Genomic DNA, 22,823 nt, shown 5'->3' with positions numbered 1-22,823 from the left:
CACGATTTTGTTTGAAATGTCCCAAACTTGCTGCCCTTTTTTGCAATCGGACAGCAAGCATTGGCTTCCTGACTACTTGATGTAACCAGCTTGCGTCATCATTTGCTCAGCCTGTCGCTGCGCACCATCGAGAGCCGCGTCGACACTTTGCTGACCAGCCACAGCCGAAGAAATCGCCTGACCTACAATCGTACCTATTGCCTGGAATTCAGGGATAGCTACAAACTGGATGCCTGTGTAGGGAACAGGGTCTTTGGTTGGCTTTGTCGGATCAGCCGACTCGATCGCCTTGAGAACAGTTTCAGCGAAGGGTGCCGCCTTCTTATAGTTCTCATTGGAATACGTGGATTGACGCGTGCCCGGAGGAACAGCAACCCAACCCTCCTTCTCGCCGACCAACTCCACATACTTCTTGGAGGTTGCCCATTTGAGGAATGATTTTGCAGCTTCTGCCTTGCTGGTCGAGGCCGGAATTGCGAGGTTCCACGACCAGGCCCATGCTGAACCGTTCGGTGTCACTTCAACAGGTGCCTTGGTGAACGCCACCTTGTCTGCTACCTGACTCTGTGTCTTGTCGTAAATACGTCCGGCTGCAGATGTAGCATCGATCCACATGGCGCAATGGCCAGTTGAGAACAGTGCCTGGTTTTCATTGAAGCCATTGGACGTGATCCCGGGAGGGCCTGCTTCTTTCATCAGATCGACGTAGAAGTTAATTGCCTTCTTCCATTCATCTGAGTTGATCTGCGGCTTCCATTGTTCATCGAACCAACGGCCGCCAAATGTGTTCACGAGCGTGCCCAGATAAGCCATGTTCTCGCCCCAGCCCGGCTTACCACGGAGGCAGAGACCGTATTGCTCTTTGGACTTATCGGTGAGCTTGGTCGCAAAATCCTTGATCTGCTCATAGGTCGGCTCATCCGGCATTTTAAGACCAGCAGCTTCAAACAGATCCTTGCGGTAAAGTGTGAATGAGCTCTCTGCATAGAAAGGAACAGCGTAAAGCTTGTCCTCAACCGTCAGGCCTGCGCGGACGGGTTTGATCAGATCGTCATAATCATAATCGTCGCCAAGATCGTCAACCTCAAGCAGCCATCCTGCTTTGCCCCAGATCGGTGCTTCATAACCACCGATGGTCATAATGTCGAACTGGCCGCTCTTGGTTGCAATGTCGGTGGTAACACGCTGGCGCAGAACATTTTCTTCAAGAACTACCCAGTTAAGCTTGTTGCCGGTTTCCTTTTCCCATTCCGACGAAAGCTTCTGCATGATGATCATGTCAGCGTTGTTGACGGTGGCAATTGTCAATTCTTCAGCTGAAGCAGCCCCCGAAAGAATGGCTAGCCCCGCAACTGACGCAATTAGCCCAGCTACATAAGATTTGGTTCGCATCTCGTCTCCTCCTTTACGAAAGCATAGCAAAATTCTTACATGTGTAAAATTTATGAACAGTAGTTTGCTTCTTGTCAAGGGAGGCTTTTATGCAAGTTCCGAGGACTGATATGCTATCAGCAAAAGCTCATTTACGATAAGAAATATTCTGTTTTTTGCACGCACATGCACGGTATTCGCGCTCGTCCATCTCCGGGCAAATGAGGTTATTAGTTTTACTTCAAATAGTTATATGGAATACATCGCATTCAAAATTTTAGATCATAAGTGATGAGGTTCAACCACCGCCATTGCGACTTCCGCACATCGGGAAGCCAGACATCAATCAGCGACAGTGATCATACGACATACGACTTTGGTGGTAATCTCTCTGCAAACTAACAACCTGAATTCAGCATTAGGCTGAGCCGCGCATGATAAGGTGACTATCAAGCCAGCGCACTTCGGTTTCAATGGCCACACCGCTTTCTTGGGCATTGATCCGTGAGAACAGATTATCAAGCCCGAGCTGAGCAATATTGCGATAATCCTGCGCTACAGTTGTCAACGGCGGACAAGTGAAGCGACTAAGAGGGTGATCATCGTGGCCAGCCACGCGGAAATCACAACCTTCTTCGCGCCCGACATGGCGCCTGCGTTCAAATGCAGCGGAGATCACGCCGAAGGCAAGGCGATCATTCGCACAAAGTACAGTTCGGGTCGGAAAGCCGCCGCGGTCAAGAATTCGCCCTGCTTCCTGATATCCAAGCTCTTCAAAATTCCAGTTCTTGGCATTCATTGGCAGAACAATGGGTTCAGTTCCAAGTCGTTCCATAGTTGCGATATAAGCCGCACGACGGTCGAGCGCATTCTGATTAACGGCAGGCATCTCCAAAAAACATGGATGCTCACCCGTACGACACAAATATTCGGTTATATTACCGATGCTTTGACGATTATCAGTGCCGACAAAAGGCTGATCCTCGCTGATGCGATTATCGAGGAAGACTACCGGCATTGAATTCGCAAGACTGGCCAGTAATTTGGCGTCCGTATCAAAACCGAGCGGCGCCATAAGAACGCCCGCAATCTTGAGCGACATCAACGTGCGCATAGCGCGTGCTTCCAGCTTTCTGTCTCCATGCGAGGACAACACAATTGTCCAATAGCCTTCAGCCAGACAACGCATTTCGATCTGACGGATTATTTCCGCGTAAAAGGGATCTGAAATATGCGGAACAATGACGCCGATGTTTTTGGGCTTCTTGCGGTTAAGGCTTACAGCAAAGATATTGGGCTGATAGTTGTAATCTTTAAGCGCCTTTTCGATGCGGGCACGGGTCGAAGGCTTAACACTCTCAGGATTGTCAAAATACTTGGACACAGTTGGACGAGACAGGCCGCTTGCCACGGCAAACTCCTCCATCGTCCTGATCCTGTTATCACCCATTATGCGCTCTTCCCGATCCAGCCAGAACAATAACTGGCAGGTCCATTTTCTTTCTATGCGTAAATTTATTTTTACATAGAAGCAACACGAATTTATCTTCCACACCGTTTTGCCCCTGATTTCCCATGAGAATTTCAACGGAAATCGGTGAATTTACAGGCTTTAAATCGTTATAATTTTTACACGTGATAATTTTTATATTGACTCGTTGAACAAGCTCTATCATGTCTAAGGAAAACTCGGTGTTGGGCTAGTGAAGGAACCTGCCCTTCAGGGAGGTTTCAAGATGGAAACAGTCTTGAGCCCGCAGGAAAATGTTATTTGTGTCCCCAGTCAGAAGGACGATCTGGCAAATGCCGGTTCTATTCGGAGGAAATCATGTTTCGCAAATCGCTCGGCCGCATTCTCTTTTCCGGTGTCGCTATCGCTATGATGGCGGGTGCTGCTTATGCTGAAGGCATCGGCGCGTCACTCCTAACCCAGCAGCATCCTTTCTACATTTCGCTCGCAGACGCGATGAAGAAGGAAGCGCAGGCCCAGAATGTGCCGCTCGAAGTGTCTATCGCCAATCAGGATCTGAGCAAGCAGCTCGCCGATGTCGAAGATTTCATCACCAAGGGCGTTGAAGTCATCATTATCTCGCCGGTTGACAGCAAGGGCGTACGCTCGGCAATCAACAAGGCTGAGAAAGCAGGCATCAAAGTCATAACCGTTGACGTTCCTGCCAACAATGTTGATGTCACGTCTTTTGTCGGGACAGATAATTTTGCTGGCGGGGAAAAGGCTGGCGATCTGATGGCAAAGTCCGTCGGTGAAAAAGGCAATGTTGCGGTCATCGAATACCCGACCGTACAGTCGGTCGTGGACCGCGTTGAAGGCTTCAAGAAGACCATTGCCAACTATCCGGACATCAAAATCGTATCGGTCCAGCCCGGTATCACTCGTTCTGAAGCACTTGCTGTCGCACAAAACATCATTCAAGCCAATCCCGACATCGTCGGTATTTTTGGCTTTGGTGATGACGCAGCGCTCGCAGCGGCGTCCGCTGTGAAAGCTGCCAAGCTTGAGAAGCAGGTAAAAGTTATCGGCTTTGATGGCATGGAAGAAGCCCGAAACGCTGTGAAAAATGATCCGGTCATGGTTGGCGTTATCGCCCAGTATCCGGACCAGATGGGTAAAGTTGCAGTTGAAACAGCTGTCAAAGTGATCAAGGGCGAAAGCGTGCCGGCCAAACAGCCAATCGTACCTGGCGTTGTCACCAAAGACGGCGAAACTAAGTAACACCGCGTGAAACGGCGGCACTCCTCCCAGTCGCCGTTTCCATTCCGCGCGCGGCAGCTTGAGCGGCACCATACGCCAGAGCTGCCGCTGCGCAATCATCGACAGCAGACACTAAACGCTCATCGTTTCCCAGCGCGCTCATCTGCAGTACAACGGAGAGCGGAGGCCTAAAATGACAGCCACCAGTTCCGCAAAAGATATAAGTCCAAATTTGATGACCGATACTGTGCTGGAGATCCGCGACATCGCGAAGTCGTTCGGTTCGGTAATTGCGCTTAAGCGCATGAACCTGACTGTGCGCCGTGGGCGTGTGCACACACTTTTGGGTGAAAACGGCGCGGGTAAATCCACGCTGATGAAAATCCTAGCCGGTGTTTTCAAACCAACATCTGGCACGGTCATACTCAAGGGTGCGCCTTATGTGCCCAAGAACCCGCTTGATGCCCGTTCCCATGGAATTTCGATCGTCTTTCAGGAGCTGAGTCTCTGCCGCAACCTCTCCGTCGCCGAAAATATTTTTGCGAATAATGAACCAAGTTGTTTTGGGTTCATCCGCAATTCCGAACTGAACGCGGAAGCCGACAAACTGATCAATGAGCTCGGTCTGCCGGTCGATGTGCACGCGAAAGTCGGTGACCTTTCAATTGCGCAGCGACAGCTCGTAGAAATCGCCAAAGGGTTGAGCCAGCCCGCGGACGTCGTTATCCTCGATGAACCCACGTCCTCCCTTTCCGACAGCGAAGCAGAAATCCTTTTCACGATCATCAAACGGTTGAAGGCACGTGGCACGGCCGTTATCTATATTTCCCATCGCATGGAAGAAATCATGCGACTTTCTGATGACATTACTGTCGTTCGTGATGGTGAATATGTAACGACCACGGAAAAAGATCAGACCAGCATCGATAAGTTGATTGCGTTGATGGTTGGGCGTGAGATGACCGACATCTACCCCCCGCGTGAGGCTCCTCGTCCATCGGCAATCGTCCCACCAATCCTGGCAACCCAAAGCCTCAGCGTGCCGGGTAAATTTCATAATGTCTCTATCGATGTGAAACCGGGCGAAGTGCTGGGCCTTTTCGGCCTCGTCGGCTCAGGTCGTTCGGATGTCATGAAGGCCTTGTTCGGCATGCTTCAGCCAACCGGCGAAATCATACTGGATGATAAGCCGATTACACTGGCTTCACCAACGGATGCAATCCGCAACGGCATCGCTTTTGTCACTGAAAACCGCAAAGAAGAAGGTCTCGTCCTGCCTCATAGCGTCGAGCGCAACATCAATATGGTTGCGCTTGGTCAGCTTGCAGGTCCATTTGGCATGATGCGCTCATCCGCAGAGCGCTCTAGTGCTAAAGCGGAAGTGCTACGCCTTGCCATCAAGACCGCTTCGCTTGATACGATCGCGGGTTCGCTCAGCGGCGGCAACCAACAAAAAATCGTGCTGGCGAAATGGCTTCAGATGAAGCCACGCATATTGATCCTTGATGAGCCAACGCGCGGCGTCGACGTCGGTGCGAAATTCGAAATCTATCGCATCATCCGTAAACTAGCCGCCAATGGCGCGGCGATCCTGATGGTTTCCTCCGAACTGCCGGAAGTGCTTGGTCTCAGTGACCGCGTAGCCGTCATGCATAACAAGCATGTCGCCGCTGTCCTTGATGCCGATGGCCTCACGCCAGAAGCCGTCATGAGCTATGCAGCAGGAATGCAAAAATGAGCAACGTACAAGAAATTCAGAAAAAAGCAGCGGACGCAGAAGTCCGCCGTTCGCTGTTCTCCTCGCCGATGATCCGCCAGTATGGCGGCATTGTCATTTCGCTAGCAGTGCTCTGCGTGGTCTTTGCTGTGTTGAACCCGCGCTTCCTCGCCTTTAACAATTTCATGAATATCATGCAGCAGGTCGCGGTGATTGCGGTTGCCGCTTACGGCATGACCTATGTGATCTTACTGGGCGAAATTGATCTTTCCATCGGCTCCATAACCGCTGTATCCGGTATGGTGGCAGCCCAGGCCTTTACAATGGGCTTCGGGTTTGCGCCAACAGTGATATTCACACTCGCTGCGGGCGCGATCATGGGCGGTTTGAATGGTGTCCTCTCGGCCAAGCTTATGTTGCCGTCCTTCATCGTCACCGTCGCAACGATGGGAATCTATCGCGGCATGGTCAGTCTGCCTACCAATGGCGCACCTGAAATTATCGATAACGACACGTGGCTTGCCATCGGTTCTGAAACCTGGCTTGGCCTTCCGATTATCATCTGGATTGTCGGCGTTCTCTTCATCGTCAATTATATCCTGCTGTCTAAGACCGTATTCGGCCGCCGCATTTATCTGGCTGGTGGGAACAAGGAAGCCGCCATCTATTCCGGCATCCGGGTTGATCGCATCAAGATCGTTGTTTTCATGCTTTCCGGTATCATGGCGGCCATCAGCGGCATTCTGCTCTCGTCGCGCCTGTCCTCCGCACAGACTAATGCCGGTATGGGCTACGAACTTGATGCAATTGCAGCTGTCGTTCTTGGCGGAACCTCGCTTGCAGGCGGAGTTGGCACTATGGTGGGCACCATTCTTGGCGCGCTCATTATCGGCGTCATCAACAACGGCATGAACATGCTGTCCGTGCCCTATTTCTATCAGCTCATCGTCAAAGGTGTCGTCATTCTTGTCGCCGTCTGGCTCGATGTCCGTTCAAAGTCCGTCAGAACATAAGCAGCGGTATACATAAATGAAAAAGATCATCACCATCGGCGAAATCGTCGTTGAGATCATGGCCGTGGAAACTGGTAACGGTTTCAAGAGCGCTATTCCGCTGATCGGGCCGTTTGCCTCTGGCGCACCTGCGATCTTCATTGATCAGGCCGCAAAAATGGGCCAACCATGCGGTATCGTCAGTGCTGTTGGCAATGACGATTTCGGTACGCTCAATATTGAGCGACTGCAAAAGGACGGCGTCGATGTGTCGGCCATCGGCATACATCCGACCGCAGCCACAGGCAGCGCCTTCGTGCGCTATCGTCCGGACGGTAATCGCGATTTCATATTCAATATCAAGCACAGCGCCTGCAGCGCAATTGAACTAACACCAGAAGCCGAAGCATTGATCGAGACTGCCGATCACTTGCACATCATGGGATCGGCACTGTTTTCAGACGGTATCGTCGCAGCAATCCACGAGGCAACTGTCCGCATCAAGGCCAAAGGCGGTACCGTTTCCTTTGATCCAAACATCCGCAAGGAAATGCTGGATCTGCCTGGCCTGCGGGAAGCACTCGCCCATGCGCTCGAAAACACCGATCTGTTCATGCCAAGTGGCTCGGAGATTTTCCTTTTCACCAAAGCAACTGAAGAAAAGGCTGCGATCGAAGAATTACTGTCACGTGGCATCAAAGCAATCGTCGTCAAGCGTGGTGCTGATGGTGCAAGCTATTTCGACCAGTCTGGTGAAATCTCCTCACCTGCATTCAGGGTCGAAGAAATCGATCCGACCGGTGCTGGTGACAGCTTCGGAGCAGCCTTCGTCACTTGCTGGTTGCGCGGCATGAAACCTGCGCATGCGCTACACCTCGCCAACGCAACAGGCGCGCGGGCGGTGGGCGTAAAAGGCCCAATGGAAGGCACATCCACTATGGCAGAAATTGAAGCCTTCATTGCAAATAAAGGAGTATCGTCATGAGCAGTACCCAAACCTTGAGCACCCTTCCCGCGCGGTTCTCGAGCGGCGCACGCGGAGGCATCACTTCGATCTGTTCGGCGCATCCTTTGGTCATTGAAGCAGCATTACTGGAAGGTATTGCCACCAACACCGATGTGTTGATTGAAGCCACCTGCAATCAGGTCAATCAGGATGGCGGCTATACTGGCATGACACCGGCGGATTTCCGCCACTTTGTCGAGGAAATTGCCGCCCGTCTAGGCTTTGATACCAAGCGTCTCATTCTAGGTGGCGATCATCTTGGTCCAAATCCATGGAAGCATCTGCCCGCTGAAGAAGCGCTGGCAAAGTCTGAAGTCATGATGGATGGCTTTGTGCGTGCCGGCTTCACCAAGATCCACCTTGACACCTCCATGGGCTGCGCCGGCGAACCTGTCGCTTTGCCTGATGCAATCACCGCAGAACGCGCGGCACGGCTTGCCAAAGTTGCAGAAAAAGCATCCGCCGAATGCAGTTTTGATCTACCGGTTTATATTGTGGGCACGGAAGTTCCGATCCCCGGCGGTGCGATGGAAGAAATCGAAGAGCTAGAACTAACCACCCCGCAAGCAGCCCTTGAAACCGTTGCCATTCACCGCAAGGCTTTCACAGCGCTTGGACTAGAAGATGCATTTGCGCGTGCCATTGGCGTTGTCGTGCAGCCAGGCGTGGAATTTGGAAATGAGAATGTCGTCTATTACGATAGCGACAAGGCAACTGCGCTAAGCAGCACGCTCAATGAAATGCCACAATTTGTCTTTGAAGCACATTCAACCGACTATCAGCCGGTGGAAGCGCTTACCGATCTCGTTCATGACGGTTTTGCCATTCTCAAAGTCGGTCCGGGCCTGACGTTTGCACTGCGTGAAGCGCTTTATGGTCTCGACCAGATTGCAGCCTTTCTCGACAAGCTACCAGAAGAAGAAACCGTTCGCGGCAAGCTTGAAAAGCTGCTTCTCAACGAGCCCAAAAACTGGGAGAAATACTATCATGGCGATGCAGAAGAGCTACGTCTTCAGCGCCATTTCTCCTATAGCGACCGCATTCGCTATTACTGGCCACATCCCGAAGCGACCGCTGCCGTCAATTTACTCATGAATCGTCTTGAAGGTCGCAAAATTCCGGAAACCTTGATCAGCCAGTATCTCGGTACGCTTTACCCCGCTGTTGTCTCAGGTAACGTTGAAGCCACTCCACATGCGCTGATGGTGGAAGCCGTCCGCAATGTCATTCGCACATATGGCAAAGCTGTCGGGACTCATTGAGGGCTTAAACAGGTCAAGAAAAGGGCGACCAAAAGGCCGCCCATTTTTTATGCATTTAGAGATGCGATGTCGATAACGAACCGATAACGCACATCGCTTTTGAGAACCCGTTCGTAAGCCTCATTGATGTCCTGGATATTAATCTTCTCGATTTCCGAAACGATGTTGTGCTGACCACAGAAATCGAGCATTTCCTGTGTTTCTTTAATCGACCCAATCATCGATCCAGCAAGACTCTTACGGCCCGGAATAAGCGAAAATGCGTGGACTGGCACCATATCTTCTGGCGCACCAACGACCACCATGGTGCCATTTACTTTGAGCAGACCAAGATAGGCGTTCCAGTCAATCGCTACGCCTACGGTGCAGATGATCAGATCAAATGTTCCTGCAAGTTTCTCAAAGGTCTCACTGTCGCTGGTCGCATAATACTCTTTTGCTCCGAGCTTCAGTCCGTCGTCCTTCTTTGAGAGCGACTGGCTAAGCACAGTGACATGCGCGCCCATGGCATTTGCCAGTTTCACGCCCATATGTCCAAGACCACCCATACCAACGATCGCAACTTTTTTGCCAGGACCAGCCTGCCAGTGACGCAATGGCGAATAAAGAGTAATGCCAGCGCAAAGAAGAGGCGCTGAGGCGTCAAGCGGCAGATTATCAGGTATGGATAAAACATATCCTTCCCTGACGACGATTTGATCAGAATAACCCCCTTGTGTCGGTGTTTTTCCGTCCGCATCGACACTGTTATAGGTCTGTACGAGACCAGGCAGATAATGTTCGTTGTCGAGATCGCGCGTGGCACAACCGACACAGGAGTCGACAAAACATCCGACACCTACTTTATCGCCAACTTTGAACTTGGTTACATCCGCACCTACCGCCGTTACGATGCCGACGATCTCATGTCCCGGCACAATCGGATAGACTGCATTTTTCCATTCGTTGCGGACAGTGTGAATATCGGAGTGGCAGACGCCGCAATACTGAATTGAAATCACCACATCGTCGGCATTTGGTTCGCGACGTTCAAATGTGAACGGAACCAGCGGCTGATCCGCGTCGGTAGCGGCGTAACCTCTTGCAATAGCCATAATGAACTCCAATCATTGAAGTGAAATTGGGGGGAGAAGGGACATCGAAATATGAACGAGTTTCGCGCCATGAGGTATACCAATCCTACAAGCTTCTTGCACGATCCTGCAAAAATTGGTGTATCCTCTTCGCAAGTCGAACAGCCAGACATAAGTAAGTGGCAGTTCAATTAGTTATGAAACGAGACACATATGAGATCACCGGCAGACGCTTATAGCGAACTTGCATCACTGGCGGCTCGCTTTGTAAAGGAAGACGGTGAAGTCCGAACAGCCATCGAGGGGCTTTCGTTGAGCAGACGTTCAACGCCAAGTACTCCGTGTCATAGTAGTTACAAGCCTTGCCTCGCAATGGTCCTACAGGGCGCAAAGTCTTTGCAGCTTGGATCTGCAACTATCAACTACACAACAGGTGAGTATCTGGTGACATCGCTGGACTTACCCGTTACATGGCGCGTCTCTGAAGCGAGCCCTGAGGCACCACACTTATGTCTGTCGCTGGCAATCGATAGCGAGAAACTCGTTCATCTCCTTGGTCAGATGGATATTCGTCGACATTCGAATACGTCCGAGGTAAAAAGGGGTATAGCTGTGAATGCTGCCCCTACTGAGTTGCTCGATGCTACAATCCGATTGCTACGTCTTCTTGAGACCCCCGGTGAAATACGTGTTATGGCACCTCTTGTAGAACAAGAGATCCTATACCGGTTGTTGACCGGCTCGGACGGCGAGCGGCTTATCAATATCGCAACCGTCGATAGCCAGGCAAACAGAATAGCACGTGCAATTTCGTGGCTTCGGCAGAACTTTGCTCTTCCACTTAAGATAGAACAACTCGCTGAACACGTGAATATGAGTGTCTCATCATTTCACCATCACTTCAAAGCAATCACTGCGATGACACCAATTCAATATCAAAAGCAATTACGACTGAATGAAGCGCGAAGACTAATGTTAGTTGAACGGCTCGATGCTGGCACCGCGGGCCATCGTGTGGGATATCAGAGCCCTTCGCAGTTTAGTCGCGAGTACAGTCGATTTTACGGTAACCCGCCACTGCGGGATATAGAAGCTGCTTAAGCCATTTCGATCGCATCTGTTCATGAAACTACAAATTACATTAAACACAGCGAAACGCGCTCTACCGAGTGTCATCATCCATTCTGCGGAGGACAATTGACAGTGAGGCGCCACCGCCAGATCTGTTTTGCAACTCGAGCCTTCCACCGTGCGCGACAGCGATAGCCTGCACCACCGAGAGACCCAATCCCGTGCCGCCAGTAGCGCGTGATCTGGACACTTCCCCACGCCAAAAGGGCTTCACTTCAACTCCACACATATCATCCGGAAATCCGGGGCCTCGATCCAGAAGCCGAATAGCCAGAAATCCGTCAGCCAACTTATCAATTTCGCATCGTAAGCTCGTGCCTTCCGCAGCATAACGACAAGCATTTTCAACAAGTGCGAGGATAGCTTGTCTTATGCGCTGTGAATCAACCAGAACAACAGTTGGCGGCAGTTCTGCTGCCACTTTAATATTGTTTGTATCGAGCATCGGTTGAGCCGAATGTAGAACTCCTTCGATCAACTGAGCCAGATTAATCTGCTCAAGGTGCATGACCAGCTTTTGGCCTATCGCCAAGGATAAAGTACGGAGGTCTTCGACAATCCGGGATAATCCCTCAGCTTGCAAAAGAAGGTTGCCCAAGGACTTCTTTTCCATAGGGAATACACCGTCGACCATACCCTGCATCGTGCCCCTCAGAATCGTGAGCGGGGTACGCAGTTCATGCGCTACTGCCATATTGTTGAAATGCAGTCTGTTTTCCATGTTTTGAAGACTCGTAGCCAGCGCATTAAAGCTATCTATGAGGCTGGACACTTCTATAGTGCTTTTGTGGGGATCCGTCATGCGGACGGAAAAATCACCCGACTTCAACGCTTCCGCAACAGCCGTCAATTGCTCTAGTGGTTGCGCAATCTTTCTGGCCAAAAAGACCCCGATCGCACTACAGATCAATGCTGAGATAAGTCCCGATACCAGAACCGAGATATAAAGATTCCAATCCAACGGTTCTGAAAACCCGTTAAGATACTCAAAAAGCTCCTTGAGCGCCGCGGTGTCTGGCACCACGCCCGCATTCATTTCTCGGTAGGCACGCGCCGCATCCGTGGGGAGTTGCTGTAAGAGTCCTTCTTCAAGATAAGACGAATACCAGTTGACGCCGAGATACGCCAAACCAACACTCAACAAAAGCATTGCTGTGATGATGATTGCGGTCAGTGTTGCAAGTGAAAGAGCCGGAAGCTTCATTTTGGATCACAGAACCGATAGCCGATGCCTCGGACTGCGGAGAAAAAGCCACTCTGCCCGAGTTCTTCAAGCTTCCGTCGAAGATTTGAAATATGGGTGTCCACAGTCCGGGCCAATGCATCGCTTTCAGGCAAACATGCGTCAAGGATGTCAGCGCGTTCAAAAGCGTGGGTCGGGCGGCGGATCATGTAAGCAAGAATTCGAAATTCACTTAGGGTGAGTTGTAAGGTGACTCGCCTCTCATCCTGATACACAAAAGCCGAATAAGCCTTAAAGTCTACTTCGAAATTACCAAAGCGCCGGACCGTTTCGGGTTGAGCTCCATTCGTTCTGCGAAGTACAGCCCTTACGCGCGCTACAACCTCCTGCGGATTGAACGGCTTAACAATATAGTCGTCGGCCCCTAGACGCAAACCACTTAACCGATCCAGATCCTCCGCCAAGGCGGTTATCATAATCACGGGTGTGTTTTCCGTCTGACGCAAACGACCAAGCACAGAAAAACCATCCATTTTCGGGAGGCGGATATCCAGCAGAACAAGATCTGGCGAGAGGAGCGCATGATGTTGCAGTGCAGTTTCACCATCTCCAGCACGCACTGTCCGGTATCCTTCCCGTTCCAAGTAAGCGCTTAAAATTTGTGCGATTTCGGGCTCATCCTCTACGATTAGAACGAGGCTATTTTCCACCTTATGCTCCGAACTTCTTTATTTTCTCATGTTTAATCTTGGTAGTGTCAGGCAAGTTATGCCGTAGAAAAAACCAACACGCAATTTCCGAACAACAGATTGACGGGTCTGTTGTTGTATTTTGACAAAGCACAGGTGTGCTCTCCACCGTTTCTTGACAATCGGGGTTCAAATCGCGGCCATGTTAATTTTGCAAGGCTTTAAAAATGCGCAACCCTGCTCCCAGCCGAGGCGACGCTCCTTATCGGGCGCGCTACGTCAATAGCATATGGCTGTCTGGATGGACTACATCGGCCGTCAGCTTTTTATTGGTGTCAAGTTTAATTTTTATCATGTTCCCCACGTTCGATTTAGCGGTCACTCGCTTTTTCGCAAACACACACAGTTTTCCTTGGTCGGAAAATCCGGTGCTCCTGGCCGTCCGTGACGCGAACCGTCGTTCCATAATTTACCTGCTCATTCTGATGATTATGATAATCATTCTTTATGCTGTTAAGCCGCTAAGATTTAAATTTTTTCAGCCCCATAAGGCTTTCTTTGTCATTTTAACTTTTCTTATTGGGCCATTTCTTACTGTACAATTTCTCAAAAACTTTTTTGCTCGTGCACGACCACGTAGCCTACTTGAATTTGGGGGCTCTGCAGAATTTACACCTGTTTGGCAATACGCTGCTCAATGCAGTCGCAATTGCTCATTTCCATCAGGCGAAGCCGCAACTGCGGCGGCAACACTTTCAGTGCTCATACTGATACCCGCAAAATGGCGCCCCGTTGCAACTGCCGTTATTGTACCAGTTTTGCTGTTTGCGTCGTTTAATCGCGTAATGTTTGGCGCCCATTTTCTCTCTGACGTTATCATCGCATGGGGACTTATGTGTTGCCTGATGATTTGGCTTTGGCGACGAGTTTCTCAAAATGCTCAAAACATAGATTATCTGATTGAGAACATGGGGCGTGCATTAATTAAATGACGACACCCAGTTGGCCAATCAACCAACTGGGTTCAACCCAAAAACGCCTTCTGGATTCTTTAACGGTAAAAGATCAACCTTTGGAAGGGTGCTATCTATTTGCTTTAGCGCATATCATCACCTCGAAACCGGTCCCCTGTTCACGGACACAGCTCTCGTTAAGCGGCACGTGCAAAAAGCCAGACACTCTCGCGGGGGATATCGACCCAAACCGGACCTTCTGGTAAAGCCTTGGAACCAAAGGCTTTCGCGGCAAAATCTCCAGCGCGCAGACGATATTCCCAACGATCACCGAGATACAAGCATGCGTCGAGATGCATTTCCTTACGATGCTGGCTAGGTGCATCATAAACGGCAATCTGTTCGACCCGGATCACGGCCTTGTCATCATTTTCATCGCTTTTCCCAACGATAACTCCATCCAATTGCCAGTTGGTTCCATGAATGCTGGCTTCTTCACCTATCCGACGAATCACGCCATTGGCGATATTATTCGCCCCGAGGAAATCAGCTGCGTAGAAGCTTTTCGGCTTCGTGTAGATGTCTTGAGGTGTTCCTTCCTGTACAATGGCACCGTTGCGCAGCAGCAGGATGTTGTCAGATGCAGCAAGGGCTTCTGATTGGTCATGCGTGACGAGCACGCCACAGATTTCCAAATCAAGGATCAATTTACGTATCCAATAACGGGCTTCCTCACGCAACTTCGCATCAAGATTGGAAAGCGGTTCGTCCATGAGAAGCACACGCGGCTCATACACCAACGCGCGGCAGATGGCGACACGCTGTTGCTGTCCCCCGGAAAGCTGATCCGGATAGCGCTCTGCCAGATGGCCAAGCCCGATCTTTTCCAGCGTTGCCTGCACTCGCTTACCTGCTTCCATCTTATTGACGCCGCGCAATTTCAGACCATATGCGACATTTTCCATCACGGTACGATGAGGCCACAGCGCGTAAGATTGAAATACGAGGCCAATATTGCGGTTTTCCGGTGCAATAGTTAGGCCCTTGCTGCCGTCGAGCATCGGCTTACCACCGATGCTGATCAGACCCTCTTCAGGCTGCTCAAGGCCCGCAATACAACGCAACAAGGTCGTCTTGCCGCTGCCAGATGCACCAAGTAGCGAGACGATGGAACCGCGTTCGGCAGAAAACGATGCGCCTTGAAGAATATGCAGGCCACCAAGGTATTTGTGAACGTCGCGTACAACTAGTTCAGTCATGGATTTTTGCTCCCAGACGAAGGGCGAGGCCAAGGCCTGCGCCGGTAAGAACGATACTGACAAATGCAAGTGCTGCAATGGTGTCCATTGCACCGGACTGGATCATGGAAACCATCAGCGAACCGATCACTTCAGTTCCAGCACTCATGAGATAGATGCCGGTTGCGTAGTCGCGTAAGAACACGATCATGATCAGTGCCCATGCGCCGACAAGTCCCGGACGCACGATCGGAATGACGATATCTCGCCAGGTCTGGCCAATGGTTGCACCGGTCGTACGTGCTGCCTCTTCAAGTTCAGGACTGACCTGAATGAGTGTGCCCTGCAGGAGACGAAGGCCGTAGGAAAGACCGACAATCAGATACGCGATGAATAGGCTTATCAGTGTTGTGCGCAGCGGTACGAGGAACGGGATGAACAGGAAAAGCCAGAAGAAGGCGAGACCGATGATCAGGCTTGGCATCGAGCGCGGCAACAAGACCATATAGTCAAGAACGGTATTGGATACATCGCGATTGCGGTGACCTGCCAGACCGACAAGCAGATAGAATGCAACCGCTACCGCTCCACCCACGACAGCCAGCATGATGGTATTGAGAACGCCACGATAAAGGCTAGGGACTTCAAAAAGGGCGTTGAAGTGCTTTGTTGTCAGATGAGCAAAAGGATTGACGCCCTGTCCCCATGCATCAACAAAAGCGCGCAGAATAATGCCGCCGATTGGCAAGACTACCGACAGGAATAACCAGAAACCGATGATTGAAAGCGCAATTATCTGCCCGGCACGACCAAGGCGCATGACAGTTGTGCGTGAACCTTTTCCGCCAAGTGCGGCATATCGACGGCTGTGACGCAACAACCGGCGCTGATACCACACCAAAGGCAGAGTTAAGAGCACTAACAACACGACCACAACGGCCATCAGCTGATAGGTTGGAACACCGAAGAGCGTTGTGAGCTTGTAAATATAGGTGGTCAGAACATTAATGCCGCTTGGATCACCGAGAACCAGAGGCACGCCGAACATCTCAAAGCCAATCAGCAGGTTGAGTGCTGTTGCGAAGATGAGTGCAGGCAAAACCATAGGAACTGTGACGTCCCAGCATACACGCCAGATGGGTGCACCGGTGATGCGTGCAGCCTCTTCCAGATCAGAAGGCAAGTTACGCATTGCAGCCGACACATAAAGATAGACATGGGGAACATGTGCAAGCCCGGTAACCAGTACAATGCCGGTCAGCGAGTAGATATTCCATGGTACGAAGCCGAAGATGTCACGTGCGAAGATCGATACAAAGCCGGAAGGCCCAATAGCGACCGTATAACCGAATGCAAGCACCAGTGCCGAAATGAACATCGGGACCAGCACAATGACTTCGAGTGCTTTGCGAAACCGAACATCAGTACGAGTGAGCAGGAAGGAGAGCGCCGCGCCAAGCGGCACAGCGATCACCACCATGCCCACAGCCATGATGACCGTGTTCCATAGCGCATCGTAAAACATCGGATCAACGAGGATGTATTCATAAGCGCTCAGCCCCATTTTTGCATTCGCGCTAAAAAATGGGCCATCCAGAAAACTTTGATAGATAATCAGGCAAATGGGTGTGAGCACACTTAATGTCAGCAACCCGATAACAAGGCGCCTGAACAAGCGAGCTTCACCGGGTGCGCGAGGTGTTTTCAAGCGCATCTGGCGGGGCGATTCCTGAGTTATTTTTTGGGTGTAGGTATCCGCCAGCATGGATTGTTACCTCCGGGAAAACAAGCGATTTGCAAGAATGGAACTGCCGTGGGGCTATAGTGCTCTCAGAACGGGCCAGGCATCTGGGTTTTCAGGGGTAAAGACCCGATGCACTGGCCCCGCTCCGGGATGAGCCAATTTAGGCAACAAGGGCAAAAGTATTGGGTTTGAGTTTGATCAGCCTTTCAACGCTGCACGCCATTCGTTGAGGAATTTCAGGCGCTTCATGGGGTCCATGAATTGCAGCAAGGTTTCATCAAGCGCGATTGGCTTGAGGTTACCACCAACCAGCTCGTTGAGCGTGTCGATGTTATAACCCTCTGTTGCATCCTTCCGCAGCGCAGGCATGCCCTTAGACGCAAGTGCTGTCTGGCCTTCCTGAGAAAGCAGGAAGTCGATGAACAGCTTTCCGGCATTTGGATGCGGCGCATCTTTCAACACACCAGCAACGCGTGAGAAGGCAGGCGTGTAATCCTTGCCGAAGGCAACACCAAGGTTTGGTGCACTCTTCACCCAATCCAGTGCATAGGAGCCGATCAGATTGTAAGCGAGGACATTCTCACCCGAAACCACAGTTTCACGCATGGAGCCAGTCGAAGAGTAAGATTTGCCCTTAGCCATGCCAAGCGCTTTGGTCAGATCCCAAAAATTTGTTGTATTGTCCATATCATTGGTCTGAATAAGGAAGCCGACGCCGGATTTTTCCGGATCAAACGTCGCAATACGACCATTATATTCGCCGCTGGAAATGAATTTGATCAGGTCTTCACGCGTCTGTGGAACCGTGTCTTTCGACAGCGCAGTCTTGTTGTAGATCATGCCGATTGGCTCGATTGACGTCGCATAAACGATATCTTTGTAGACAGCCCAGCTTGGCAGTGAGGCGCTCTCCGTCGACTTATAGGTTTCCAGATAACCATCAACTGCGAGCTTAACGCCCTGATCCATCGCCGAGGTCCAGAACACGTCGCCACTGACTTGTTTTGCAGCAGCTTCTGAAATCACACGGTTATAAACGCCGTTTGTACCAATATCGTTATAATCGACCCGAATGCCGGGATACTTTTTTGCAAAGGCTTCAAGAGCTGCCTGCGCCTGTGCCTGATCAGTCGCCGAATAAATGGTGACTGAACCTTCTTTACGTGCCGCTTCCAACAGATCGTCGCTTGCCGCCAGGGTAGGCATTACCATTACCAGAGTGGTCGCACTTGTTATCAGGGCATAAGAGAAAGAATGCTTCACTTCCATAGTCCTCCCAAAATGATTCTTAATCTCAAGGAAGGACATGTGGCGCGACATAGCAGAATTTATACTGCGAATCTAACACTCTACATTTCGATTATACCGGACAAAGCAGAAGTATCTCCGCCTCTTACAAAGCAGACCAAAGCTTTCAGCAAATCGATATCCTCCCAAGGATATAGGAAAACCATTCGCTCCCACGAGCAGTTCGCCATAATACATAGATTGATTGTCCAAACTGTCAGCAACCTGTCAAAACTGAACAGGTTTTTGTTGTCATGATTAAATTTCCATGCAAATTATGAATTATGCGCATCCTTCTGGTCGAAGACACCCGGGATGTCGGGGAGGCAATCAATCAACGGTTGGAGCGAGTGGGACACTCGGTTGATTGGGAGACAGACGGGTTAGCCGCGGCTGAAATTCTCGACTTTACCGATTATGATCTAATCATTCTTGACGTCATGCTCCCCGGGCTTGGCGGCTTTGAGATATTGCGTCGTGTGCGAGCCGCTAAAAAAACTGTTCCGGTTCTGGTTCTTACAGCACGTTCGGAGATAGAGGATCGGGTCAGTGCACTCGACCTTGGTGCGGATGATTATCTGGTCAAGCCATTCGACTTTAGAGAACTTGAAGCTAGGGTTCGTGTTTTACTGCGCCGGAATAGCGGTGAGACAACAAATATAATCGTGTTTGGCAATCTTCAGCTCGATCGGCAAAGCCGCAATGTCCGTATAGGCAATCGTGAGGTTCAGCTGAAACGGCGAGAAATCGCTATTCTGGAAGTTTTCGCTACCCGCCCAGGCCGTTTGTTTAGCAAAGATGAGTTAATGGACACGTTGTTCGGCTTCGATGAAGGCGTCAATCATAATGCGGTCGAGCTTTACATATCCAGAATACGCAAGAAGATCGAGGGATCAGGCGTATCAATCATTACTCAGCGCGGTATCGGCTATCAACTGGTGATCGATGAGAACGCCTGAACCCTCACTGTTCTCGCGCCTCGTCATACGCGTCGGGCTCGTTCTGCTTGTCGGGGCGAGCACACTTATCACTGCGGCCTGGTACTATGGTCAGACAGCCTCCAATAAAACCTATGATCAGCTGTTGCGTGGAGCGGCCCTTCAGATCGCCGATGGAATTACGCAGACCGACGGCAAATTGATTGTCAATCTGCCACCTTCCGCTTTTGAACTGCTTGGCTTTGCCGAAAGAGACCGCATTTTCTATCGCATCGTTGGCCCCGACGGTGCGGTTGTCAGTGGCTATCCTGATCTCAGCATCAATGATGATCTGATTGCTGCGCGTCGCGATCCGAAACTTGAAACTGAGACATATCGCGGGTCGGAAGTCCGCGTTATTACGGTCGCTCGGGCGCTTGCCGATCAAGCACAAAGTGGATGGGTTTATGTCGTTCTGGCCCAAACTACCGAGGCGCGCCGGGCGCTTGCCGGAGAAGTTACCCAAGGTGCCATACTCATCGTTGGTATCATGATTTTACTTGGGCTGGGCGGAACAATTCTGGCTGTGCGTTATGCACTTAAACCCGTAACGAGCTTGGCTCACGCACTTCGTCGGCGTAATCCTGAGGATTTGACGCCCATGCGGACATCTGCCCCGCAGGAATTGCAGCCGTTTGTGGGCGCAATCAACCATTTCATGACACGGCTGGATCAACGTGTTGTTCGGCTTCAGCAATTCATTGCCGATGCTGCACACCAAATACGCACGCCGTTGACGGCTCTTTCGGCTCAGGTAGATATGCTGGACGAAGATTGTATGAGCCAGGCGGATCGGGAACGCACACAACGTATTAAAACGCGAACCGGCGAGCTGGCACAATTGACCAATCAATTGCTCAGCCACGCTATGGTCATTCACCGTTCAGGGGTTATACAGCTTGAGAAAGTGAACCTGGTTGATGTGGCACGCATGGCCTTCCATCATACCATTCCGCTGACCGTTGACCCCGACATGGTCATTTCTTTTGAGGCAGGACAACCTCTTCTGTTCGTTAATGGCGATCCGGTCAGTTTGCGGGAAGCTATTGCCAATATCATTAGTAATGCACTGCGCCATGGTGCAATCTCGCGTTTGGATGTGCGTGTGATGCAATTTGAACAGCGTATCTGTGTTGAAGTCGAAGATGATGGCCCAGGTATTCCCCCAGAAAAATGGGATCAGATGTCGCGTCGTTTTAACGCCACCTCTTCCAAAGCTGCAGCCGCCTCAGGACTAGGCTTTGCCATAGCGGCAGAAGTTGCTGCTGCACATGATGGTTTGATCCGCTTTCGCGAAAACGGTTCAACAGGCTTTACAGTGATACTGGACCTGCCCCGTGCACAGGAGACGACATAATGAAAATCTGTCTTCTGGCCGCTTTGTTCACAACCATGGCAATGGGCGTAGCACACGCTCAGTCAGATGAAGGGACCACGACGCACTTTCCTGCATTGCGCGAGGAAACGGGACGACTTGTCATAAATGGTGCCGCTGATACTTCAGCTCTGAAGCCATTGGTACGAGATTTTCAGGAAGTAGAGCCTCATATCTCAGTCGATTATACCGACTTTGTCACCAATGATCTCTATCGCGAATCGGATGCAGCTTGTCGTGAAAGGAAGAATTTCGGCGATCTTCTGATGTCTTCCTCTGTGGACCAGATGGTAAAACTTGCTAATGACGGATGTGCTGTACCGCATGTTTCAGCTGAAACGCGGGCAATCGAGAACCATGCCAATAATTGGCGCGATGAGGTCTATGGTTTCACCTTTGAGCCATCCGTCATCGTATATCACAGTGATTATGTGCTGCCACAGGACGTTCCTCATACGCGCGGTGAGCTTGCCGATCTTCTGCGCCGCAAACAGGAATTTTTTCGGGGCCATGTTGCAACATATGACCTGCGCCAATCTGGAGTTGGCTACCTTCTTGCTTTCCTGGACTCCGAACAAAACTCCACTGCCTATGGACGGCTGCTCGAGAGCATGAGCCGTGTCGACACCCAGCTGCGCTGTTGCAACAACTCAATCCTGACTGACATCGAAGATCAGAAAATATATATAGGTTACAATATCATAGGGTCGTATGCCTATGCAGCTAGTCTGCGTAATCCAAAGCTGAAAATAATCTTGCCGCGCGATTACACGCTGGTTCTGAGCCGTGCTACGCTCATTCCACAGAATGCAAAACAACCTGATCTTGCCGCGCGTTTTATAGACTATCTTCTGTCCGAACGCGGACGTCGGGTAGCGAAAGAAAAAGCTTTCTTCTTCTCACGCGACGGCACCCTACCCGTGGGAATTGACGGGCCGCCATCGCTCATTGAAAGCGGTGTCGGTCGTCCAGTCCGTATTGGCCCCGCCCTCCTTGCAACCCAAGATGCGGCGCAGCGCAAAAGGTTCATCGACGACTGGACGGATGTGATGGCTTCAAAATATAGCCGTGAGGACAATTAATCAACGCGCCAATGTGAAGTGCGTTCTTTTTGTACGTAGACCGTTCAATTATAGGGAAGCAACTCGCCCACTTAGTTTTCCGGTAAAAAAATTACCTTAACCGGAGCATTATGCTTAAAGGTTGCAGTAGAAGGTCCGTACTTCGCATTGAAGCTCGGATGCCAAGCTGTCAGTTCTGTATTGGATGCCCATTTGATTTGCAGCTGATCGGCAGGTGCTGGTCCGTCGAATTGTACCAGAGCATTTATGGCTGATTGACACTTTTCTGATGTGCCCGTTTTAAGAACAGAAACCTGCGTCTTTTCCGTCCGTGTCAGGGACCCGCTTTGAGGACATTTGCGAACTTCAACATGATATTGTCCGCTCGGAGAAGGCAGAATGGCAATAATTTTGTTCGGGCTGCATCCCGCCGCAAAAACAGACAGAAAAATCGGAATGGTTATCCAGCTTTTCATCTGCAGATCTTTCTCTTAGGCGGTTCATCGGCTTATGAGCGCTTGACTATATTGTGTGTGCTTCACCATACGGTTAAACACAAAAGGGTACCGGTCGCTATCCACATTGTATTTTCTGGATAGTATTAAGCTTGAGATGACCGCAACGAGCAACAGGTGACATATGCTTCGAGTTTTTCTGATGGGAATGTCGTTTGCAATTGCAGCATTGTCCGCTGCTACTTAAAATCAAACATCTTATGAAGGCCATTATTCAAACAACAATACGGCCGCTATGTTAGATGCTCATTTGGTCCGCAAGGCTGAAGACCATTATCCTGTTTAACTATCGACAAACGTACCAATCAAAGAAAACCAACCTGGTTGTGCAGGGAGCATCGAAGGTAAGGTTAACATCACCGGCAAAACAACAACGTTGAGTGTTGCGAACGAAGAATTCAACATCAGGCCAAAGAAACGTAAGCGTTCGCTGCGGAGCACCTGTGATCTAGCTTGACGTATTAAAGTTCCATGGGAGCAGGTTGTCGATGCGGCTTTGGGGGTGTCCGGCTGCGATGGCGATCAGTGTTGCCTTGAGA

The 22,823-nt window shown here is 50.7% G+C and carries 19 protein-coding genes; 10 read left to right on the top strand and 9 right to left on the bottom strand.

The genetic code is table 11. The features are described 5' to 3' along the window. Nucleotides 1-72: 72 nt before the first annotated feature. Entirely contained in the window at nucleotides 73-1,392 is a 1,320-nt protein-coding gene (locus tag OIV19_RS08050; protein WP_264231176.1) for an ABC transporter substrate-binding protein, read from the bottom strand. Nucleotides 1,393-1,789: 397 nt separating this feature from the next. Next, nucleotides 1,790-2,821, bottom strand: coding sequence for a LacI family DNA-binding transcriptional regulator (locus OIV19_RS08045; RefSeq protein WP_264231175.1), 1,032 nt, complete (start codon nucleotides 2,819-2,821; stop codon nucleotides 1,790-1,792). A 429-nt stretch (nucleotides 2,822-3,250) separates the two neighbouring features. On the opposite strand from OIV19_RS08045, the gene OIV19_RS08040 reads away from it, so the two are divergent. The 5 genes from OIV19_RS08040 (at nucleotide 3,251) to OIV19_RS08020 (ending at nucleotide 9,058) form a co-directional block, all read left to right on the top strand. Further along, nucleotides 3,251-4,102: a substrate-binding domain-containing protein gene (locus OIV19_RS08040; RefSeq protein ID WP_464554385.1), complete on the top strand. Its 852-nt coding sequence runs from the start codon at nucleotides 3,251-3,253 to the stop codon at nucleotides 4,100-4,102. Nucleotides 4,103-4,274: 172 nt separating this feature from the next. Continuing rightward, entirely contained in the window at nucleotides 4,275-5,819 is a 1,545-nt protein-coding gene (locus OIV19_RS08035; RefSeq protein ID WP_264231173.1) for a sugar ABC transporter ATP-binding protein, read from the top strand. Next, complete coding sequence (locus OIV19_RS08030; protein ID WP_264231172.1) at nucleotides 5,816-6,811, top strand: ABC transporter permease; 996 nt, start codon at nucleotides 5,816-5,818, stop codon at nucleotides 6,809-6,811. The genes OIV19_RS08035 and OIV19_RS08030 overlap by 4 nt, the downstream gene beginning before the upstream one ends. Before the next feature lie 16 nt (nucleotides 6,812-6,827). Then, a complete protein-coding gene (locus tag OIV19_RS08025; protein ID WP_264231171.1) occupies nucleotides 6,828-7,775 on the top strand; it encodes a tagatose kinase in 948 nt (315 codons plus the stop codon). Next, nucleotides 7,772-9,058 (top strand): D-tagatose-bisphosphate aldolase, class II, non-catalytic subunit, encoded by a 1,287-nt coding sequence (locus OIV19_RS08020; RefSeq protein ID WP_264231170.1) that lies wholly within the window; start codon nucleotides 7,772-7,774, stop codon nucleotides 9,056-9,058. Before OIV19_RS08025 ends, OIV19_RS08020 begins: the two co-directional genes overlap by 4 nt. 47 nt (nucleotides 9,059-9,105) lie before the next feature. Here OIV19_RS08020 and OIV19_RS08015 read toward each other — a convergent pair whose 3' ends face one another. Next, entirely contained in the window at nucleotides 9,106-10,152 is a 1,047-nt protein-coding gene (locus OIV19_RS08015; RefSeq protein ID WP_264231169.1) for an NAD(P)-dependent alcohol dehydrogenase, read from the bottom strand. Nucleotides 10,153-10,344: 192 nt separating this feature from the next. Here OIV19_RS08015 and OIV19_RS08010 point away from each other — a divergent pair, with 192 nt between their 5' ends. Further along, a complete protein-coding gene (locus OIV19_RS08010) occupies nucleotides 10,345-11,232 on the top strand; it encodes an AraC family transcriptional regulator (RefSeq protein ID WP_264231168.1) in 888 nt (295 codons plus the stop codon). Between the two features lie 61 nt (nucleotides 11,233-11,293). Here OIV19_RS08010 and OIV19_RS08005 read toward each other — a convergent pair whose 3' ends face one another. Both OIV19_RS08005 and OIV19_RS08000 read right to left on the bottom strand, forming a co-directional pair. Further along, entirely contained in the window at nucleotides 11,294-12,466 is a 1,173-nt protein-coding gene (locus tag OIV19_RS08005) for an ATP-binding protein (protein ID WP_264231167.1), read from the bottom strand. Then, nucleotides 12,463-13,155 (bottom strand): response regulator, encoded by a 693-nt coding sequence (locus tag OIV19_RS08000; protein ID WP_111787958.1) that lies wholly within the window; start codon nucleotides 13,153-13,155, stop codon nucleotides 12,463-12,465. Before OIV19_RS08000 ends, OIV19_RS08005 begins: the two co-directional genes overlap by 4 nt. 206 nt (nucleotides 13,156-13,361) lie before the next feature. On the opposite strand from OIV19_RS08000, the gene OIV19_RS07995 reads away from it, so the two are divergent. Then, a complete protein-coding gene (locus OIV19_RS07995) occupies nucleotides 13,362-14,126 on the top strand; it encodes a phosphatase PAP2 family protein (RefSeq protein WP_264231166.1) in 765 nt (254 codons plus the stop codon). Between the two features lie 158 nt (nucleotides 14,127-14,284). Here the strand turns inward: OIV19_RS07995 and OIV19_RS07990 are convergent, their stop codons facing one another. From OIV19_RS07990 to OIV19_RS07980, 3 genes are all read right to left on the bottom strand, one after another. Continuing rightward, nucleotides 14,285-15,346: an ABC transporter ATP-binding protein gene (locus OIV19_RS07990; RefSeq protein ID WP_264231165.1), complete on the bottom strand. Its 1,062-nt coding sequence runs from the start codon at nucleotides 15,344-15,346 to the stop codon at nucleotides 14,285-14,287. Continuing rightward, the gene (locus tag OIV19_RS07985) at nucleotides 15,339-17,039 is read right to left on the bottom strand and encodes an ABC transporter permease (protein WP_264231164.1); all 1,701 of its coding nucleotides are present in this window, start codon (nucleotides 17,037-17,039) and stop codon (nucleotides 15,339-15,341) included. The genes OIV19_RS07990 and OIV19_RS07985 overlap by 8 nt, the downstream gene beginning before the upstream one ends. Before the next feature lie 228 nt (nucleotides 17,040-17,267). Then, nucleotides 17,268-18,338, bottom strand: coding sequence for an ABC transporter substrate-binding protein (locus OIV19_RS07980; RefSeq protein WP_264231163.1), 1,071 nt, complete (start codon nucleotides 18,336-18,338; stop codon nucleotides 17,268-17,270). 302 nt (nucleotides 18,339-18,640) lie between these two features. Between OIV19_RS07980 and OIV19_RS07975 the strand changes: the two genes are divergently transcribed. The 3 genes from OIV19_RS07975 to OIV19_RS07965 are packed head-to-tail and all read left to right on the top strand — an operon-like array spanning nucleotide 18,641 to nucleotide 21,790. Further along, nucleotides 18,641-19,315 carry a response regulator transcription factor gene (locus OIV19_RS07975; protein ID WP_264231162.1) on the top strand — a complete coding sequence of 225 codons (675 nt, stop codon included), beginning with the start codon at nucleotides 18,641-18,643 and terminating at the stop codon, nucleotides 19,313-19,315. Beyond that, the gene (locus OIV19_RS07970; RefSeq protein WP_264231161.1) at nucleotides 19,302-20,690 is read left to right on the top strand and encodes a sensor histidine kinase; all 1,389 of its coding nucleotides are present in this window, start codon (nucleotides 19,302-19,304) and stop codon (nucleotides 20,688-20,690) included. The genes OIV19_RS07975 and OIV19_RS07970 overlap by 14 nt, the downstream gene beginning before the upstream one ends. Continuing rightward, on the top strand, nucleotides 20,690-21,790 hold the full coding sequence (locus OIV19_RS07965) for an ABC transporter substrate-binding protein (protein ID WP_264231160.1): 1,101 nt from the start codon (nucleotides 20,690-20,692) through the stop codon (nucleotides 21,788-21,790). The genes OIV19_RS07970 and OIV19_RS07965 overlap by 1 nt, the downstream gene beginning before the upstream one ends. A gap of 71 nt (nucleotides 21,791-21,861) precedes the next feature. On the opposite strand, the gene OIV19_RS07960 is transcribed toward OIV19_RS07965, so the two are convergent. Further along, entirely contained in the window at nucleotides 21,862-22,245 is a 384-nt protein-coding gene (locus tag OIV19_RS07960) for a hypothetical protein (protein ID WP_264231159.1), read from the bottom strand. Between the last annotated feature and the right edge of the window lie 578 nt (nucleotides 22,246-22,823).

It is taken from the genome of Brucella sp. HL-2 (genome assembly GCF_025846885.2).
Taxonomy (GTDB): domain Bacteria; phylum Pseudomonadota; class Alphaproteobacteria; order Rhizobiales; family Rhizobiaceae; genus Brucella; species Brucella quorumnocens.
Note: the sequence above shows the minus strand (reverse complement) of the source record. Positions and strands in the feature narration are given on the sequence as shown.